This is a genomic window from Paenibacillus sp. PK4536 (genome assembly GCF_028594455.2).
GTDB lineage: Bacteria > Bacillota > Bacilli > Paenibacillales > Paenibacillaceae > Saccharibacillus > Saccharibacillus nuruki.
The window spans coordinates 3,509,392-3,529,209 of record NZ_CP126313.1 but is presented as its reverse complement, the minus strand read 5'-3'; the positions used below and the strand labels follow the sequence as shown (position 1 = coordinate 3,529,209).

The 19,818-nt window shown below is 38.2% G+C and carries 20 protein-coding genes; 6 read left to right on the top strand and 14 right to left on the bottom strand.

What is annotated here, in order from left to right; all coding sequences use genetic code 11:
* Window positions 1–65 precede the first annotated feature (65 nt).
* On the top strand, window positions 66–1,244 hold the full coding sequence (locus PO903_RS15815; RefSeq protein WP_137224157.1) for a sensor histidine kinase: 1,179 nt from the start codon (window positions 66–68) through the stop codon (window positions 1,242–1,244).
* A gap of 22 nt (window positions 1,245–1,266) precedes the next feature.
* Window positions 1,267–1,947, top strand: a complete 681-nt coding sequence (locus PO903_RS15810) for a response regulator transcription factor (RefSeq protein WP_069328233.1) — start codon at window positions 1,267–1,269, stop codon at window positions 1,945–1,947.
* 143 nt (window positions 1,948–2,090) lie between these two features.
* On the opposite strand, the gene PO903_RS15805 is transcribed toward PO903_RS15810, so the two are convergent.
* From PO903_RS15805 to PO903_RS15795, 3 genes are all read right to left on the bottom strand, one after another.
* Window positions 2,091–2,900 carry a carbohydrate ABC transporter permease gene (locus tag PO903_RS15805; protein WP_069328232.1) on the bottom strand — a complete coding sequence of 270 codons (810 nt, stop codon included), beginning with the start codon at window positions 2,898–2,900 and terminating at the stop codon, window positions 2,091–2,093.
* Between the two features lie 40 nt (window positions 2,901–2,940).
* Window positions 2,941–3,813 carry a carbohydrate ABC transporter permease gene (locus PO903_RS15800; protein ID WP_069328231.1) on the bottom strand — a complete coding sequence of 291 codons (873 nt, stop codon included), beginning with the start codon at window positions 3,811–3,813 and terminating at the stop codon, window positions 2,941–2,943.
* A gap of 85 nt (window positions 3,814–3,898) precedes the next feature.
* Complete coding sequence (locus tag PO903_RS15795) at window positions 3,899–5,152, bottom strand: ABC transporter substrate-binding protein (RefSeq protein WP_273593902.1); 1,254 nt, start codon at window positions 5,150–5,152, stop codon at window positions 3,899–3,901.
* 212 nt (window positions 5,153–5,364) lie between these two features.
* Here PO903_RS15795 and PO903_RS15790 point away from each other — a divergent pair, with 212 nt between their 5' ends.
* Window positions 5,365–6,237 carry an AraC family transcriptional regulator gene (locus PO903_RS15790; protein ID WP_137224155.1) on the top strand — a complete coding sequence of 291 codons (873 nt, stop codon included), beginning with the start codon at window positions 5,365–5,367 and terminating at the stop codon, window positions 6,235–6,237.
* A 138-nt stretch (window positions 6,238–6,375) separates the two neighbouring features.
* Here the strand turns inward: PO903_RS15790 and PO903_RS15785 are convergent, their stop codons facing one another.
* From PO903_RS15785 to PO903_RS15765, 5 genes are all read right to left on the bottom strand, one after another.
* On the bottom strand, window positions 6,376–6,654 hold the full coding sequence (locus PO903_RS15785; protein WP_069328229.1) for an HPr family phosphocarrier protein: 279 nt from the start codon (window positions 6,652–6,654) through the stop codon (window positions 6,376–6,378).
* 284 nt (window positions 6,655–6,938) lie between these two features.
* A complete protein-coding gene (locus PO903_RS15780; RefSeq protein WP_069328228.1) occupies window positions 6,939–7,550 on the bottom strand; it encodes a hypothetical protein in 612 nt (203 codons plus the stop codon).
* A gap of 26 nt (window positions 7,551–7,576) precedes the next feature.
* Window positions 7,577–8,386 carry a bifunctional hydroxymethylpyrimidine kinase/phosphomethylpyrimidine kinase gene (thiD, locus tag PO903_RS15775; protein ID WP_069328227.1) on the bottom strand — a complete coding sequence of 270 codons (810 nt, stop codon included), beginning with the start codon at window positions 8,384–8,386 and terminating at the stop codon, window positions 7,577–7,579.
* A 126-nt stretch (window positions 8,387–8,512) separates the two neighbouring features.
* Window positions 8,513–9,331 (bottom strand): uroporphyrinogen-III synthase, encoded by an 819-nt coding sequence (locus tag PO903_RS15770; RefSeq protein ID WP_273593901.1) that lies wholly within the window; start codon window positions 9,329–9,331, stop codon window positions 8,513–8,515.
* 69 nt (window positions 9,332–9,400) lie between these two features.
* Complete coding sequence (locus PO903_RS15765; RefSeq protein WP_273593900.1) at window positions 9,401–10,723, bottom strand: MDR family MFS transporter; 1,323 nt, start codon at window positions 10,721–10,723, stop codon at window positions 9,401–9,403.
* Between the two features lie 125 nt (window positions 10,724–10,848).
* Between PO903_RS15765 and PO903_RS15760 the strand changes: the two genes are divergently transcribed.
* Window positions 10,849–12,627 carry an ABC transporter substrate-binding protein gene (locus tag PO903_RS15760; RefSeq protein ID WP_273593899.1) on the top strand — a complete coding sequence of 593 codons (1,779 nt, stop codon included), beginning with the start codon at window positions 10,849–10,851 and terminating at the stop codon, window positions 12,625–12,627.
* Window positions 12,628–12,689: 62 nt separating this feature from the next.
* Here PO903_RS15760 and PO903_RS15755 read toward each other — a convergent pair whose 3' ends face one another.
* From PO903_RS15755 to PO903_RS15740, 4 genes are all read right to left on the bottom strand, one after another.
* Complete coding sequence (locus PO903_RS15755) at window positions 12,690–13,307, bottom strand: flavin reductase family protein (RefSeq protein ID WP_069328223.1); 618 nt, start codon at window positions 13,305–13,307, stop codon at window positions 12,690–12,692.
* 151 nt (window positions 13,308–13,458) lie between these two features.
* The gene (locus tag PO903_RS15750; protein WP_137224339.1) at window positions 13,459–14,910 is read right to left on the bottom strand and encodes a DHA2 family efflux MFS transporter permease subunit; all 1,452 of its coding nucleotides are present in this window, start codon (window positions 14,908–14,910) and stop codon (window positions 13,459–13,461) included.
* Between the two features lie 47 nt (window positions 14,911–14,957).
* Window positions 14,958–15,545: a TetR/AcrR family transcriptional regulator gene (locus PO903_RS15745; RefSeq protein WP_069328222.1), complete on the bottom strand. Its 588-nt coding sequence runs from the start codon at window positions 15,543–15,545 to the stop codon at window positions 14,958–14,960.
* Window positions 15,546–15,664: 119 nt separating this feature from the next.
* A complete protein-coding gene (locus tag PO903_RS15740) occupies window positions 15,665–16,165 on the bottom strand; it encodes a mismatch-specific DNA-glycosylase (protein ID WP_069328221.1) in 501 nt (166 codons plus the stop codon).
* Between the two features lie 186 nt (window positions 16,166–16,351).
* On the opposite strand from PO903_RS15740, the gene PO903_RS15735 reads away from it, so the two are divergent.
* Window positions 16,352–16,813 (top strand): IDEAL domain-containing protein, encoded by a 462-nt coding sequence (locus tag PO903_RS15735; RefSeq protein ID WP_069328220.1) that lies wholly within the window; start codon window positions 16,352–16,354, stop codon window positions 16,811–16,813.
* A 142-nt stretch (window positions 16,814–16,955) separates the two neighbouring features.
* Window positions 16,956–17,381, top strand: coding sequence for a DUF4190 domain-containing protein (locus PO903_RS15730; RefSeq protein WP_069328219.1), 426 nt, complete (start codon window positions 16,956–16,958; stop codon window positions 17,379–17,381).
* 101 nt (window positions 17,382–17,482) lie between these two features.
* Here PO903_RS15730 and PO903_RS15725 read toward each other — a convergent pair whose 3' ends face one another.
* On the bottom strand, window positions 17,483–18,349 hold the full coding sequence (locus tag PO903_RS15725; protein WP_137224141.1) for a VOC family protein: 867 nt from the start codon (window positions 18,347–18,349) through the stop codon (window positions 17,483–17,485).
* A gap of 168 nt (window positions 18,350–18,517) precedes the next feature.
* Complete coding sequence (locus PO903_RS15720) at window positions 18,518–19,447, bottom strand: cellulose binding domain-containing protein (RefSeq protein ID WP_273593898.1); 930 nt, start codon at window positions 19,445–19,447, stop codon at window positions 18,518–18,520.
* Window positions 19,448–19,818: the final 371 nt, after the last annotated feature.

Sequence of the window (19,818 nt, the reverse complement as noted above, 5' to 3'; positions counted from 1 at the left end):
TCTAAATCGTTTCAATAGAAATGATAAAATAAAGATACGTATTAGATTTGAAAGGAAGTATCCTGTTGCAAAAATCACAAGATTTCTCCAAATATTTATTTTTATTTCGATTGTTACTCTCTATGATTATTATTTATAATCTTACTATTTATTATATGGATCATTCTTTTCTAGTCTGGTTGATCTTTTTTATAACGATGTGTTTTTATGTAGCTATGCTCTGGTCTAATTTTAGACTTACGATTATGCATATTGTCATCTTTACCGTATTTTTATTTTCAATGATCTGGCTTTCTGCTTATATATCCAAAGAACCTCAAGATTATAACTCCGTGCTCTGGGCATGGTTTGTTATTCTAAGCTTTATCTCCAGTCGTGAACAAAAAGTCGCTACAGTGGTTCTGATTATTGTCGGCTTGGTGATGTTGAATTCTGGCTTGGATAATGGTTATCCGTACAGTCTAATTATCGTATTAGCAAGTATTTATTTTGGGATTCATAGTCTTAGCCGTTATATTAGAGTATTAAAAATCAACAGCGAACAACTGACAGAATTGGAACAAGTTCATCTGGAATTACAACGAACCTATAAAGAATTACAAGACAGCACCGTACAATCGATACGGTATGCAGCATTGACCGAACGTACACGGATTGCTGGAGAAATTCATGATGGATTAGGGCATCATTTCACGTCTCTTATTGTACAAATGCAAGCGCTGAAATGGATGATCAAACAAGATCCTGATCGTGCTGAATCAACAGTCGATCAATTGCTAGATGTCTCCAGACAAGGTCTGGCTGAAGTACGTAGCGTGGTCAAAGATTGGTCTGTTCATGAAGGTGGCGTAGAAGGTCTGCAAGAATTAGCATCTCAGATTACTCATCGTGCTGGATTAGAACTACATTTTGATAGTCAGGGTACTTTTAGCATCTGGGGCGAAGTGATTGATAGTGTACTTTATCGTGTATTACAAGAATCGTTAACCAATATTATTCGTCATGCAGAAGCAAGTACTGTAGATGTTACCATTACTGAAACTGCTCAACATGTTCAGCTATCCATCGCAGACGATGGTAAATATCGAAGAGAACATCCTTTACAGTATGGATTCGGTATTCAAAATATGATTCGTCGTTGTGAAACGATTCATGGAAATTGTACATTTGCTGCTCGCCCGCAAGGTGGTCTTTGGATCAAAGTGACATTGCCACTATCCAATACATCTCTACCCAAAAATTAAATGAATCAAGGAGAATCTCTATATGAGTTCAACAGAGCCTATACGTATTATGCTAGCAGATGATCAAGCTCTTATCCGTCAGGGGATTCGTTATGTACTTGATCTACAAACAGATATGCAAGTTGTCACCGAAGCAGCTACCGGCCAAGAAGCGATCGATTTGGCTTTGCGTTATCGTCCACATCTGATTCTTATGGATATACAAATGCCCGAGTTATCAGGTATAGACGCAACCCGTCATATTCTTTCAGTGCACCCAGAGATTAAAATTATTTTACTAACAACATTTGATGTTCAAGATTATGTAATCGACGGTATACGTGCAGGAGCTTCAGGCTATTTGCTCAAAGATATTGATATGAATGAAATGATTGTAGGTATTCGCTCCATTCTAGCAGGTGGCGCAATCTATAACAGTACAACTGCGGGTGGAGCTCTAATTCAATTGCTTGGTGAAAATGAATCGGCTTATCCACCTAATTCTTCTTATATCCCTGCACCTGTACTGGAACCATTAACTGATCGTGAGTTAGAAGTGTTGCAAGCGATGGCATATGGTCGACGTAATTTTGAAATTGCCGAAGACTTATATGTATCTGAAAGTACAATCAAAACGCATGTCCATAATATTATCCAGAAGCTAGGTGTCAAAGACCGTACACAAGCTGTAGTCACTGCTATTCGTCAACAATTAGTAAAATAGTATATGTAGTACGGTTGCTTCCCGTATAGTAGTCCAAGTATTCGTTTAGTAGAATATATCCCAAAAAGCCAGTTCACCTTGAGTATTGAACTCTTGGCAAACTGGCTTTTTAGTTATACTTCCTATGCGTACTACATGCTAAATTACCCTTTAACAGAACCTGCTGTCATTCCTGTAACGAAGAATCGTTGTAAGAAAATAAACAATATCACCATAGGAACTGCGGTGATGACCACTCCGGTTAACAGCAATGTGTAATCTGTAACATATTCACCACGGAACTGCATTAGAGCTAGTGGTAATGTTAATTTGTCGGTACTGTTAATCAATAACATTGGTATCAACAGATCATTCCAGACCATAACGAACAAGAACGCTGCTGTTGCTGCAAGTGAAGGACCCGATAATGGCAAGATTAAGCGCCAATAAATTTTCCATTCGCTTGCACCGTCTATACTGCCAGCTTCCATCATTTCTTTACTCAACATTTCCATAAAGCCGGTTAATGTGAATACAGTCAAAGGCAATAACCCTGCTGCGGTCACTAGAATCAATGCTCCCAGATTATCAGACCAGCCCAGTTGTCGTACTAATGAATACAAAGGCAACATACTTACTTGTGAAGGGATAATCAATCCAGCCACAAAATAAACAAAAGTATATCTTCCCATACGTCCACCCAAACGAATAATCGCATAAGCGATCAGACTACCTAGAAATAGATCTAGCGCAACTGTACTCAGTGTGACACGGGCACTATTCCAGAAATATTGCCACATCGGTTGAGCATCAAAAATGGATACAAAGTTTTGAATCGTCCACGGATTCGGCCAGCTTAACGGATTAGCAAAAAACGCCTGACTGGTTTTGAACGAAGAAGTCATTACAAAATATAGGGGTGCAGCTACAAGAAGAGCATACAGCACCATAATTATACGTCCGATCCATTTCATCGCAGATCACCATCCTGCTGCTTGTCTATTCGGTGTTCTATCATCCGTTAGCACCGCCTCTACGCAGAGCTTTGAATTGCGCCATCGTCAATAGACCTAGAAGAACAAGGAATATCATTGAGCCTGCGGAAGCTAGACCGAATGAATAGTTAGAGAAGGCAAGATGATAAATATAGGTCGTCAGAATTTCTGTTGCATAGTTCGGTCCACCATCTGTCATAACAAAGATCAAATCAAACGCTTTGAATGATTGAATCGTTGTGTAAGATACCACAATGGTTGCAGATGGTGCCAGTAATGGCCATGTGACTTTGCGGAAAATCTGAAAACGTGTGGCTCCATCAATACGTGCTGCTTCCATCAACTCTTCCGGAATCGCATGCAGACCGGCAATAAAGACGATCATCATCTGTCCAGCATGTGCCCAGATTTGTACAAAAGCAATCGCATAGAGCGCAATATTGGCGTCTCCTGTCCAGCTAGCTGTAAATTGCTCCAGTCCACCACTTGTTAATGCCGTATTCAATAATCCTAAAGAAGGATCATAAATAAATGACCAGATTAACCCTACAGATACCGAAGATAAGATCGCTGGAAAAAAGTACAACGCACGTAGAAATACACGGGTACGCGTATTTTTAGCCAAAATAAGCGCAAGAATTAACGATACGATCGTCTGAATAATAACAACCGTCAACATAAACTTTACATTATTAAAAAATGCTTTACGGAATACAATGCTATCGAAGCTATCTTTGTAATTCGATATACCTACAAAATCATACGAAGTCGAGACTCCATCCCAATTAGTAAATGAATAAAATAAGCCAGATAGAGCCGGGTAAATAAATAGCCCTGTATACAATAACAGTCCGGGTAGCATAAAGAACCAAAGTGTTTTGCGATTCATCATAAGTCCTATTACCTTGCCCTTCAGCGCTTTAATATGAACAAGCGCGTTTTATTTCTCCCTTATACGTTCATTATATGTTCATCATTTATTTAATTTGTTGATCAATAATCGCTTGTGCATCCTGTGCTGCTTGTTCAGGTGTTGCTCCGCCCAGTACAGCTTGAATTGAATTCGTCACTGCTTTTTGATTTTCCGAATTTAAAATCGTAAAACGAGGTTGGAATAATGTTTTCTTATCTGCCCAATCGCCTGCAATGTTCAATTCTGGACTATCGTATTTGATATCTTTTAAGGTTACATTTTGTCCGGTTTCATTTGCATACTGACTTGCTACATCCGGTTGGCTCAAAAATTCAAGGAATTTCTTCGCTTCTGTTGGATGTTTAGAACGGCTATTAACACCTAACATGAATGTACTGGTGTGTACACCTTCATATTTGGCTTGATCTGCCGATACAGTAATAGGTGCTAATAATGCTTGTTTGAGCTCTGGATTCTGTTTCGCATTTTGAGCTAATTGATAAGAACCGCTAGCTAACATAGCTGCTTTCCCTTGAATAAATAAAGCCCCTGCTGCTGCATCTTTTGTACCGAGTGAGTTCTCTTGGAAGTAACCATTATCATTTAACTCTTTAAATTGAGTTAGCGTTTTGACCCAGAATTCATCTGTTAGCTTAGCTTGCCCAGCTTCCACCTTGGTGAAAATATCTTCGCTAGGTTCATTATTCATAACCATTGTATTCATAAATTGCCCTGGTCCAATATCTGCTCCAGCAAAAGCAATCGGAATAATTCCATTTTGTTTGAGTGTTGCACATAATTTAAGGAATCCATCCCAATCGGTTGGAGGCGTCAAATTATATTTTTTGAAAATTTCAGTATTATAAATAGGTTGGTTGTAGACCAGTTGGTAAGGAACTGCCCATTGTTTTCCATCTTTAGCGCCAACATCAATAAGGTCAGCGTTATAATTTTTCAAAAACGATTCGTTGGTTAAATCTGTATATAGACCTGCTTTGGACAGAGCTGCATATTGTGCACCCGGGAAAGAGGCAAATACATCGCCGACTGAACCATCTGTTAATTTAGCTTGAGCTGTGGATTGATATTGATCTGAAGTTAAAGTCTGCATATCTACTTTGATATTTGGATTTTTAGTTTCAAATTGATCAATAATTTTCTGGAAAGCTTGTGTATCTTCCCCACGCCAATGTAAAAAGCTAATCGTTACTTTACCATCTGCTGAGCTGTCAGAGCTATTTCCGCAGGCAGATAGAAACACTGTAAGTAGTAAAGTAAGTGCCAAGACAAGAGAAGATTTCATTTTCATGTTTTTCATTATACGTCCTCCATCTGCTGTTTAGAATCTATTGGTACATCAATGAAAATGATCAATCTTATGAAAACCCATCATTTTAGTAGGAATACCATGATTTAGATCATAGCAATTTGATTGTAAACGAACAATGTCATTTTGTCTTGTATTATTTTGTCATTATGTAGTATATAATAAAGAAGTTAGATTATATTTGGAAAGGATGAACGTTCAATATGCTTCGTTCTATTGAAACAAATCGTGAAGTGGTTGAACGGTTTCTTATTTCTCCTTCCTTATTCTCACAATCCGGAGGATTAAGAATTGCTCAAGCAGGTCGTTATTTTTTAAAGGCTCAAAGTAGGCGGTTGTTTACAGGCATCGACAATTGCTTTTGGATCGCTAATCGACATGGTGGAGTTATTATTCATAAAGGGCAAAGCTATATTCTTGGTTCTTACAATGTATGGTGTATTTCTCCCAATGAACCTTTTGAATATATTAATAATATGGATGAAGACTTGGAAACGTATTATATTTGTTTTACAGGTCCTCAAGCCAGGTTACTTATAGAACAAAGTGGTATGCATCAAGGGTATAGTGAAGTGAGTGCAGAGTTATTTGATCAACTGGAAGAAAAGTTCGAACGTATTCTATCTACCAATGAAGATTCGAATCAATTCAGTAGCGAATTACGACGATTGGAATTGTTATATAGTATTTTTGCCGAATTATCCTCGGATCATCCTTCTCATATTAATCATTATGTAGCGGATACTCTATCTTCTACCACTTCATGGATGGAAGAAGCTATCGCTTATATTCATAGTCATTATGATCGCGGAATTACGGTTGCGGATGTAGCAAGTCATGTGGGCGTGCATCGGACTCACTTTAGCAAACAATTTCATCTAGTTCATCAGACCCCGCCTGCTGAATATATTCGTAGTCTAAAAATGAGTAAAGCACGGCAATTACTCACTGAAACCAACTATTCTCTAGCTGAAATTGCTTATTCTGTCGGTTATCCTGATTTATTCTCATTCTCCAAAGCTTTCAAAAAGCATGCAGGAATCACGCCCAAAAAGTATCGAACCGATCGCTTTTAAGTAAAATGGCAACTGAATACCTTCTGGTAGGAGTTTGCTATCTATTACCCGATATCATCAGCAAAAAACCTTCTGTCTACAAAAGACAGAAGGTTTTTTTATAATGCATTATAATTGTTGAGTTACATGAAAGAGATATTATACAGATGGAGCGAACAAAACTTGTTCAAATAATGCTTGTACATTTTCCAAAGCTTCCAATTCGTCTTTACCACGAGTTGTTAATTCGATTTCTGTTCCAGCAGGGATAATCATCAACATCATACCCAACAAGCTTTTTACGTCTACTTCTCTACGGTTGTCAGGGTTACCAAATGCGATACGAATGTCAGAAGCAAAACGTGAAGCTTCGTTAGCGATTGCTGTTAAATGTCCTCGGTCTAAGTTTTGTTCTGTTTTAAATGTATTGATTCTCATTATAATTGTTCCTCTCTTGCACTGATCTTTGCAGTGCTTTCGCTTATTTTTGTGATAATCATGTAATTTACATCATTTGCATACATACTGCTTATTTGTGCATCTTTTTTCAAAAATATCCCTCAAAATACCCCTACCGCATATATCGGCAGAGGCTTGAGTATTTAGTACAGCATGTAACACATTTTATCGCTTATATTGCCAAGCGATAGAAAGATATTTTGCTTTACAAAAATCACTTTTCATTGAAATAGATGAAGTATCGCTTATATTGCCAAGCGATATTATTGCAATGTTAGATCTTTATACCACGTTAATTCGTCTCCGGCTTGATTGCGGAATGTTAATGTGAACTTGCCCTCTTCACCAGCAATATGTCCATCATAAATGAAGCCAAAATTGCGATGATCGCTACTTGCGTAGAATCCATTATTGCCTTCTTGACCGTTCTTCACAGCTTCATCAAATGTAGCTGCTTCACTATATCCTGGTCCAGTCCAGTCTAAATTGCTAACAAGATATCCTTCTGGAAATTCATTAAGACGTACAAAAAATTGTCCAGGGCCTTGTTGTACAATGGTAATATCGACTTGACCTTCGTTAGCAGGAGTCAGTTCTGGTTTGGCAGCAGGGACCGTTTCTTTGCCACCATTGTCTGCTGTTTCAGTAGAACCTTCTGTGCTTGAAGACGTTCCGTCTGTATTTGTTGCTGGTTCAGTACCTGTTGCCGGTTGGTCTGTACTGCCTTCAGTCGAAGGAGTAGCAGGTGTTGATTGTTCTGTGGTTCCATTATCCATGGATGACGGTTGTTGTGTACTATTTCCAGAACAAGCGCTAATGATCATCAAAAGTAAAACTAGCGCTCCACCGAGTAACGATTTGGATAAGCGATTCATTGAGCAATCCTCCGCTCCAGATGCTGTTATTTCAATTGCAAACGGTGTGCCACATGTAGGGTTGGACCTACAAAGTCATTCAGACGGAATCCGTTAGCAATTGCTTGAGTAATGAAGTTTTTAGCGTCAGCATAAGCATCTCTGACAGACAATCCTTTAGCAAGTCCAGCTGTTACTGCTGCGGAAGTTGTGCAACCTGCACCATGTGTAAATTCCGTAGCAATAGCATCCACTTCGAACCAGTCAAATGTTTGACCATCATATAACAAATCCAATGCTTTGCCTTCTTTAATCTTACCGCGTGTTTTGATCAATACATGCTTCGCTCCACGCTCATAAATAATTGCCGCTGCTTGCTTCATTTGATCTTCTGTAGTGATAGGACCTGTTTTAGCTAATTGAGAAGCTTCAAACAAGTTCGGAGTCACTAGATCTGCGCCTGGAATCAAGAATTCTAACATCGCTTCTGTATTTTCCGGTTGAAGAACCTCATCAGTGCCTTTACATACCATTACAGGATCAATAACAACACGATCCATTGGGTAACGATTCAGATGGTGTGCTACCAGTTCAATAATTTCTACAGAACCCAACATACCTGTTTTCAAAGCATCAAAACCGATACCATCCAGTACAGTACGCAACTGCGCTTCAACTACTTTCAGATCAATAGGGAATACTTGATGATCCCATGTTTTAGGGTCCATAGCAACAATCGTGGTAAGCACGGTCATGCCATATACGCCCAATTCCTGAAAAGTTTTTAAATCGGCTTGAATACCAGCTCCACCGCTTGTATCTGATCCGGCTATAGTTAACGTTTTAGGTATAGTCATCTTTGTATTTCTCCTTCACTACATAATAGTTTATTTTATCATAAGCTTACATGAGAATGAACCTTTTTCAATGAAATAAACTGAAAAATTTCATTAGAGTACACAAATTATTCATGAATAGACTTTTTATTGTTCAAAATACTTCGCCATTTCTACAATCATAGCGCCCATTCGTTCATTTTCGGGAGCTACGATTCGGGTGATTCCTGCTTGAGTCAATGCTTCTGAAGTCACTTTGCCTACAGAAACAGCCAGCACGCCTTGATTGAGAGCAGATCGTAATTCCTCTTCATATCCATGTTCACGAGCATCTTTAAATAAATAGCGAACTTGAACCGCTGTTGTAAAGCAAATCGCATCAATCTCTCCTTGCTGGATCTCCTGACGCAATTGCTTTAACGTGTCCGCTTCCGGTGCAATATTAAGATAAGGCAATAAGGTATGTACAGATGAGGCTCCTTTTGCTTCCAAAAACTGAACAAGATCTGGAGCAGGCTCGCCATGCAATTGTATCCATATTTGTTCTTTTGTAAATGTGGTCGATTCTAATTGATCTTCTAGACCTTTCATCGTTCCATCAGAATCCCGAATGTCTGGAGCTAATTCTTGCGTTTTGAGAAAGTTATATGTTTTGTAGCCACGGATAGCGATTTTAGATTGTTGCACCGTTTCTACAAATTGATCTTTGATTCCTAGACGATCTGCTGCATCGAATAATGCTTTGGCTCCTATTCCAGTTGTGAAAATAACCCATTCTGGTCGATTGGCAATAAACAGACGCAATTCCTGCTCCATTTCTTGCTCCTTGAATGTGGTTACACCTTGTAGTGAGCGAACAATCGCTGCTCCACCTTGTTTCTCAATTAATGCTGACATTTCATCGAGTTTTCTTGAACCTGCAATAACGATTGTTTTTCCGCTTAACGGTTTTGATCCTTTACTCATGTTAATCCCCCCTAAGACATGCTGTTGCTTATACATTAATATGCACGTTAGTTCTCAACTTTCTATATCTTACAATGTTACTTGGTTTTTGGTAACCCCTTGTGTCGAAGTTGCTTTTGCCGAAGCTTGTACCCGACTGATGACATAAGAAATAAGCAGGAATCCTATTAATCCAACCATAGCAATAAGGATCGACATACCATAGGAAGGTATCCATACGCCCAAAGTAATCCCAAGAGCCGCTATGGCTCTAGCTCCTTGGGTCCCCATTCCATGAACAGCCATATAGGAACTACGAGATTGATCATTAATAATTTGAGCTAGCAGAGATTGACGAATAGGCACATGAATCAACTCTCCTACAGTTGCTAATAGCATCGCTCCAGCCAGTATCCATAGTGTATTGCTAAATGCCATCACTGCAAATCCGGTAATATAGATAAGAACCGCTACATTCATCCAAGAAATTTGACGTTTAGAACGACGGATCACTCCAGCAAGAAATAATGAAAGGAGTACAATACCAACTGTATTTTCGATCTGGATCATACTTAGAATCTTGATACCATTTAGTTCTAGCTGTCCATTGCCCCAGATCATTATCGTTTGTGGGACAAATTCATTTTGCAGACGAACTCCTATATATTGAGTCAAATGAAATTCAGTCGATAACAATAACATATTACCTAATACAAATAGAATAAACAGCCGGTCTTTCCAGACTTGATGATAATTGCGAATAATCAATTTTCCACTAGAAATAATATTCCATTGCTTGATCTGTTGTATATGATTCTTCTGTTGTACATGAGTCTGTGGTACATAGGTTTCTGTAATCAAAAAGATCGTAATTAACCAGATGATCAAACCTGTGATCGCCAATAATCCAAATAACGCCATTCGATGCGAACTGAACATCGCTCCACCAATTAATGCCCCGAATGTAATCGCCAGATTGATCGACCAGTAATTGATGCTATACATTAGTGTACGTGTCTGTGGTGTGCTTACATCGATTAACATAGCATCTGAAGCAGGGATGATCAGACCATTACAGAGACTATGTATAATAATCATTGCAAATGTAAACCATGCCGATTGCCAGTAAGGCGAGTTAGCTAGCATCATGCCTAGAAAAGCTACACATTGGATACCTTCTCCCCATACCATTACCTTTTTACGTCCCCACCGATCAGCTAAATACCCACCATATAAGCTAGCAATCAGTTGAACGATCAGACTAGAAAATAATAAAATACCCGCAATGCCTGCACCTAAATAGCCAGCAAAATAAATCGCCATAAATGGAAAAATCATCGTTCCTGTTAATCGGGTGATAAATGTAGTCAAAATACGCAGTTGAATCGTCCGGTGCAATTGCAAAAATTCCATTCTTTATTCCTCCTCTTCCAGTCATCTTATTATCAGCTGGAGAAAGAGGAAGAAAAAGAGTAAGATTAAATCAATCGTTTCCCCTTTTATACATTACAAGTCAATACAGCTTAGGAGATAAAGATATGAAGCATCAAGAGCATTACATAACGATTCTATTGTCATTAAATAATCCAGACCTACATAGTACACATACTCTAACAATTGATCATTTGGCTTCTCTTCTGCACTGTACAACCCGCAATGTAAAGTGGATTATACGCAAACTTCAAGAAGAAGGATATATTCACTGGCAGAGCGGTCGTGGACGTGGACATCATTCTATGCTAACGATACTTCACTCACTTGAACATGTATTAAGTGTCTATTTTGAGCAACTACTCACCCAAGGTAAATTACAAGAAGCCGCACAATGGTTGCAACATCCACAGTTACCCTATACTTATGTTCAGCGTCTTCAATATCGGCTTGAACAGCAGTTTGGACTTCATATTGAGCATCATGGTTCTCAGACACTGGATGTATTACGGATTAACCAGAGTCGTATTCTGGAGTCATTAGATCCAGCATTTGTGTTTACAGCGTTTGAATCTCATTTGATCGGTCAAATTTGTAGCTTATTAATTACATATCAAGCTGAATCACAGACTTTTATACCTCAACTGGCTCATTATTGGGAAAGCGATGATACCGACCAATGTTGGACATTTTATTTGCGTAAAGGAGTTCGATTTCATCATGGACGCATATTGACCGCAGAGGATGTAAAATATACATGGGAACGCCTACGTGATTTGGATTCGCCTGCTTTTTGGCAATTCACCCATGTTCACTCTGTTGTGATTCACAATGATTATACAATCAGCTTTTATCTACAGCGGTCTGATCCCTTTTTCCTGAATTATATTAGTTCATTATGTATGTCCATTCTTCCGCATGATCATGATATGGCTGATCGAGGTCGACAATTGGTCGGAACAGGGGCTTTTCGCTTAACCTCTTCTAGTGAAAATCATATTGTACTTGATGCTTTTGATACTTATTTTGAAGGAAGATCGCTGTTGGATCGTGTGGATATTTATTTTGTAGCGGCTGATTATCAAGCAGATCGACGTTATCAGCTATTTCGTCAGAATAAAGCTACAGATTATACTGATCCTGCACAGGTGAATTACAAAGTGATTGGATGTAATTTTATTATGTTCAATTTTTGCAAAGAAGGGATTCAACATGACTCCACTTTTAGACAAGTGATTCATATGTTATTAGATCGTCCACTGTTGACAGAGCAATGTTCTGAGTATTGGTTAAAGCCAGCGTATAGCTTATTTCCGTGGAAAAGCAAACAAACCCATGCTCCAACATATTCATTAGAGCAAGCACGTCAGTATCTGCAACAAACGGACTATCAAGAACAACCTTTGAAACTCAATTATCTGAATCGGGCAGAAAATCATGCAGTCTGCAAATGGTTACAAGATCGTGCACGTTCTATAGGTCTGATCCTCACTTTGTGCCCGCGTGATTCATTTGCTTCCAAAGCAGTAATGCAAGAAGCCGATTTATTTATGGGACAGGAAATGTTAGAGGAAAATATCGTCTGGGGATTGCTTAACTTTTTTAGTAACCGATCAACGTATGTACGTCAATTATTGAATCCTGCTCAGTTAAAAGAGTTAGATCAATTACTTGTTCCTTTTGTTGCTACACCGTTACCTGATTATAGTCAGCATGTTGAGAAGATTGAGCAATTTTTACACACTTCATTTTTATTTATACCTGTTTATCATTCTAATCAAAAGTTGCTATTTGACCCTTCTTTTCAAGGATTATATCCTGATGCATTTGGTTGGATCAATCTTTCAAAATTATGGATTAAGCCTACTTTATCGCCAAAAGACTGAACCTTATTATCAAGGCTCAGTCTTTTTTTAGATATTTTATTCGATATCACTTCATTATAGATTTAACTTGGACGTTCTATTGTAAATTGCTCTGCCAATCCTGCATAGTTATTCCCTGCTAGGCGAGCGACAGGTTTCAATACATCTGCCCAGATATAGAAGCGCTCTGCATCGACTACTTTTTCATCAAAATGATAACAAATAATGCGTACCAACAATAAATCTTGTACGATCTCACCACTATCATTGCTAATCGGTACATGTTGCTCTAACACACACTCAAATCGAATCAAAGCTTCTGCAAGACCAGGTACTTTGATTTTATCGCTAGGGACAGTGTGAAGCGTTGTTAATTCAAGTTCACTCTGTTCACTAGGCAATGAAGCTGCTGTATGATTCATTTGCTCGGTTAATTCTTCATGCACAATATGAACGACCAGCTCTTTATTCTCGATTACATTGCGAGCAGTATCTTTCATTTCGCCACCTTTGCGTGCTACAGAAATGGAAAGAATCGGTGGATCAGAAGCGACTATATTAAAATAGCTAAAAGGAGCTAGATTAAGCACTCCTGTACTCGATTGACTGGTCACAAATGCAATCGGTCTTGGAATAACAGAACCGGTGATTAATTTATAATTATCTATATTGGTTATAGATGCTGGATCGATCGTAATCATAATGATTCTCCTTTTTTTCTTCTATATAGTATAGGTGTACTTTATCTTTTAAACTAAATCATGATATTCCTACCAAAGCTATTGCGATAATAGGACTAAAAAAGCCATCTGAATCCCCAGATTGAGGAGTTCAGATGGCTTAATCACATCATTACATACCGTGTTTTACATTGACACGTTTGATAAATAATGCGCATATCAGACCGATAACAGCAATCACAACAGCGAAGATAAAGGCATGTTGCACCCCTACTGTAAATGCGGACAGCACATTCGCTGGATCTTTCGGATTATCGACTCCACTTAAGAAGTTAGCACGACCTGCACTTAGAATACTTACAGCCAATGCTGTACCAATCGCACCAGCCACTTGTTGTAATGTATTCATAATCGCTGTACCATCTGGATAGTATTCACGTGGTAACTGATTCAGACCATTCGTCTGTGCTGGCATCATAATCATAGATATACCCACCATTAGTGCGGTATGCAATCCAATAATCAGACCGACAGGCGTTGTTGAATGAATTCTAGTGAATGAGAACAAAGCGATCGTCGCAACCGACAAACCGATGATGACTAACCATTTCGGACCGAATTTATCAAATAAACGACCCATAACTGGAGATAAGAAACCATTCAGTAAACTACCCGGTAATAATACAAGACCTGCTCCTAGAGCCGTCAAAGCCATACCTTGTTGCAAGTATAACGGTAAGATCAACATAGAAGATAAGATCATCATCATACAGATAAATACAAGAATCAGACCGATTGTAAACATCGGGAATTTGAAAGCACGAAGATTGATCATTGGTTGCTTCATCTTCATCTGGCGGAAGCCAAACAATAACAATGAAACAGCTCCTAATAACAATGTTCCGACTACAACAGGGCTTCCCCATCCGCCAGAACCTTCACCTGCACTACTGAATCCGAATACGATTCCGCCGAATCCAAGTGTTGATAACACAATCGAAAGAATATCGATTTTAGGTTTGGTGATCTTAGATACATTTTCTAAGAACAATATTCCGAAGATCAAAGCAATTGCAAGAAACGGCAATGAAATCCAGAAAATCCAGTGCCATGTTAAATTAGCTAAAATCAAACCTGATATTGCAGGACCAATCGCTGGTGCAAACATAATAACTAGACCAATCAAGCCCATGGCTGCTCCACGCTTTTCAATCGGGAAAATAATTAAAATGGTATTAAATAGTAGTGGTAACAATAATCCTGTACCTACTGCTTGTAATACACGTGCAATTAACAGTATTTCAAAGTTAGGTGACAAAGCCGCAACAATCGTTCCGACAATCGAAAAAGTTAACGATGTAATAAATAGTTGTCTTGTGCTAAACCATTGTAGCAATAATCCGGATACAGGTACGAGAATACCTAATACTAATAGATATCCTGTTGTTAACCATTGAATCGTAGCTTCATCTACACTAAGTAGTCCCATCAATGAGCTAATCGCTACATTCAATGCTGTTTCACTAAATAAGCCGATAAATCCACTCAATAGCAATGAAATCATAATCGGTAATACTTTGTACTTTCTTCCTTCAGGCTGATCTTTGATAGCATCTGCGTTCATACTTACGTCCACGTTCCCATCCTCCTAAAACTGTCTCTATCTATTGTTTATTTTGTTAATACTGCTGTCTTCATCATTGCTGACAAATAGTCTGCTGCTGTCAACATAGGTTGTTTACTTTGATTGGTCAGACTAATAATCAAAGCCCCTTCCATCATCGAGATCATGAGTAATGCTGCTTCCTTAGCACGAACTTCCAAAGCACCCTCCTGCTGTAGACGATCAGCAATCACTTCTTGCCAATCTGTAAATACGTCCTGACAAGCGGAGCGCAATTTGTTACTAATACACGAAGTCTCTACTGCTGCCCAAAAACTAAAGGGTAAAAAGCCAGTAAATCCGGATTTTTCAGTATCGTCTGCCATATCGCGAATAAAGGCTTGAATCGCATCGCCTGTTGTCTGATGTTGTTCAAAAACAGCTTTGAACTTTTCCAATACATGTTCATTGGTCTTTTCAATACAGACATAAGCTAATTCTTCTTTGCCATTTGGAAAATAATGATACAAAGAACCTTTAGGCGTATCGCTTTCTTTGATAATCTGGCTCAGCCCTGTGGCATGATACCCTTGTGAAAAGAAAAGTCTCGCTGCTGTCTCTACAATCAGATCGCGTGAGTTAGACTTTTCACCCATACATTCACATCCTTCAAATTCATTATAACGATCGGTCTACATAATTAAAACGGTTTTTGATCATATTGTCAAATTTTATTTTGTTCAATCTTTTATTTTGATTGTATTCTAATTTACCCTTATCGTTCATCAGAAAGATGTCGATAAATATCAATAATATCGTCAACAGGCATTCGCACCAGACTACTAGAAGAAGGAGCTACAAATTCTCGTATTCCTTCTATTATAGGTTCTTTTTGGAACCCCCATGATGCTTTGGCACGTTGACTATATTGAAGATAGACTCCTTTACCGACAAAACAAGCAATCTCTGGTTGGTATTTTGTAAGTTTCTCTCGTAATTCTTGTCGACCGGTCGCATATTCTTCTGGCAGAATATCTTCTGCCCCTCGTGTAGGACGAGAAACAATGTTAGTAAATCCATAACCTAATTCTAAAAGCTCACTATCTTCACCAGGTGTATACAAGCGATCTGTAAGACCAGCTTCATAAAGAATTTTCCAAAATCGGTTGCGTGGATTAGCATAATGATGCCCTACTTCTCCAGATCTCAGACTTGGATTAAAACCGATAAATAGAATAGATAGCCCCTTTTTTAAATGATCTTCAACTTCTGACATATATAGTCCTCATTTCCTATAACATTTTTTCCTTTTTTTCGACAAAATATATACAAAATATGAGTCTATTGACCGATATATATTTTAACAGCTTGATAATCTGCAAATCATCACCTGAAAAGTTGACCTGACCCTTACAATCCAAAACGTTTTATAAAAATATATAATAGCAAAGGAATGATTAGCATGATTAAATTAAACGAACAAGAAATTTATGCTGTCCTTCATAAACAATTAAGCAAAAATTTCCCTATACAAACATTCGATCTTAGTTACCATATTGAAGCAGACCATAGATTGATTGACGAGAACGGTTTAGTTCAACTGACTAACAAGCATTATTGGGTTAAAGTTATGGAGTGTACCTACCCTACTCACTCTCGTCCGATTCTGATGAGCGAAATTATTTACTTTTTGAGACAAGAATATATGGACAGTACGATCCGTGTATATTTACAACAAGATTCTCTAGGTGTAGTTACCGCTTCAGCAGAAATTTCTTTTCAAGATGCTGTTACATTAGAACCAGAACAATTGAAAAATCTAATCGATATCGCTTTGATCAGCAAAGACAAAACATGGTTTGATGAGCTGACTGCGATGTATTTGAACCTAACTCGTCCGCTTTCAAGTCATACTTCGATCTAAACGTTTGCTAACCCTATAGTATGGTTTACCCCACAGGAAACTTTTCCCGCCAGAAAAGTCTCCTGTTTTTTATATGTGGATTCAATGGTATGATAAGAAGTAAAAAATGGATCAATTATACATATTTTAAGGAGGTACTTTTATGGACCCACATCAACCGAATTATCCACCTGGCAATCAGAATCCTCCCCCATTTGCTCCTTATCCACCCCAATACCCGATGACCAATAATGGTAAAGCGATCGCTGCTCTTGTTCTAGGTATTTCTTCATTAGCTGCGCTGCTCATGCTACCGGGGTTAGGTATTGTGATCGGAATATTGGGAATTATATTTGGTATTCTCGCACTGAAGGAATTAAAAACACGTAGACAAGCAGGTCAAGGCATGGCAATTGCAGGCTTAATCTGTGGTGGACTAGGTACATTAATTCATTTAATTATGATCGCTTTTATCGTGTTTGCTTTTATTGCTGCACTTGCTTATGGAACAAGCGAAGGCTCATATAGTGAAGATTCTTATTATGAAGACGGTGTAGAAACAGATATGAATACTGACTCTTTTTATTAAAAAGACAAAAAGACATCATCAAAAAACCGGTGCATTAACGCATCGGTTTTTTTGTATTGATAATCTTAATTTCATATTTTGTGATTGAATACATAGTTGACTTAAGAAGCATCACTATAAAAACGAACTTGAATATGAGAAGGATCGGTTAACCACAATTGTCCTTCTTTTTCTTCAACAGGAATACCTGCTGCTCGGGCACGATGAGCGACTTCTTGAATTGAAGCTTGATCTGGCATTTTCAAAGTATAATAGCTTATGCCTACTGCATCCGCTGGAGCTACAGGAGCACCTACACCTGCCCATACATTCAGACCAAGATGATGATGGTATCCACCTGCTGAGATAAACAGCACACTACGATCATCAGTAAGGACAATTTCAAATCCTAAGATATCTACATAAAATTGACGAGCCGCTGCTAATGTAGGTACATGGAAATGAACATGCCCAATAATGGTACCTGCTGGAAGCCCTGTCCATTCTTTACCTTCAGCCAATGCTAATAATCCATCAACATCGACAGGATCTGTTGCCATAATATATTGCCCGCGCTCATCTTTTTGCCATGTAGAACGAGGACGATCGGCGTAAATTTCAATCCCGTTGTTATCTGGATCATACAAATATAAAGCTTCGCTTACTAAGTGATCTCCTTGCCCGATCTGTTGATTACGAACTGCAAGATTACGAAGAACTAATCCCAAGCTTGTACGATCAGGAACCAGAATAGCAAAATGGTACAGACCCGCCACCGATTGGCGTGGTAAAATTTTAGCATTTTCAATTTCTTCTAGTTGAAGCAGTACTGTATGTCCATCGGCAGTTAAATCTGCTGTTTTATGATCTTGGCGTAATATTTTAAGTCCAATAACCTCGGTATAATACGTTAATGAACGTTCTAATTGACTGATACGAAGCTTAACAAGTCCGATTTGAAGTGCTGGACTAATCACGGAAGTATTCATAGGAAAGTCCCTTTCTTTTCTTTAGTTATTTTATATAAGTATATTACCATTTAGAAAGTAACTATGCAAGTATAAGTTAATATCAATCACGTATGTAGTTGAAATTTTATTATATGGTAAAGCAAAAAAAGTGATCTTTAAAAGATCACTTTTTGCACTAGCACGATATTAGTTATTTAGATCAGGTTCTGTTCCCCATACAAGATCACCTTGATAGTATACAGCTACTTTATTCCATTCTATTAATTCGGAGCTGTTATTGTAGGAATAATCATTGTCTTGAGAAGTGCCACTTTGATTTTTTTGAATAGTAAAAGTCATTGGGCCTGTTTCGTCACCTGCTCTGATAATTCCCGCTTCAGCATTAAATAGCAATTCAAGGTAACTGTCTGCTTGTTTGTATGTTTTCTCTAAGCTAACAAAGTTAGGTTCAATATTGCGAGAACCAAAACTGATATTACCTGCGGAGAAGTTTTTAGCTGTTAATTCTTTTCCACCATTGAAATAGTAACGAACACGAATATCGCTCAAGTTCACAGGTGTACCGCTCGTATTCATAATGTTGAATGTAGGTTGAATCACGCTACTGTTTGTACCTGCTGTTGTTCCTGATTTGTATTGCAACACGATCGAGTCTTTCACATTTCCGGATAATTCCATTGGTGTAGCGATCACAGGCATCGACATTTGACTCACCTGTCCATCACCATACACAGCATTAACTACATAACCATAAATTTGACCGTTTGTTACAGAAGTATCCATATACACTGCATCCGTTACACCTGTTGTCAAAACAGTCGTTTCATTCGCTTTTACACTATCATATGTGTTATTGACTACATTATAACGTCTAACGTCATAACTTTTGGCATTATCTACAGGTGCCCACGTTAATACCACTTGTTCAGAACCTGCACGAGCATTTACATCAGAAGGTGCTGCTGGAGCAGAAGGCATATCCCAGTTAATATCATTTTTAACGACATTGCTTTCGATCGCTGCATGAGCGCTTGGCGCTACCAAAAAACTACCTGCTGTTGTACCTAAAATCGTAGCCGCTAATAGAAGTGAAGCTTTTTTAGATTTGTTGATCATGAATCGTATACCTCCGTTATTGTTATGGTTAGATCATATGTGCTCTTCAATCCATTCATCGGGTCTTGCATTAAGTATTCGGCTCTTCGCTTCTATGTGGTACTGATGATCGATCCTCCTTTTGGGCAAAATAACTGCATACATTGTCAAAATGAAGCTTCTAACAGCTTCTAACAGCTTCTAACAACAGAGCCTCGTGAATGATTATTAAACAGTAAGTAATGCGTTTAAACACATTATTCAACAAAAAGTAACATTTTTGTCACCCACCATTATTTGCTATCCACAGATCAATCGTCAAAAAAATGACAATTCCTTTTTGAAATATGGAAGTTAAAAAAAGGCATAATAGAATAGAACAATCTTACATT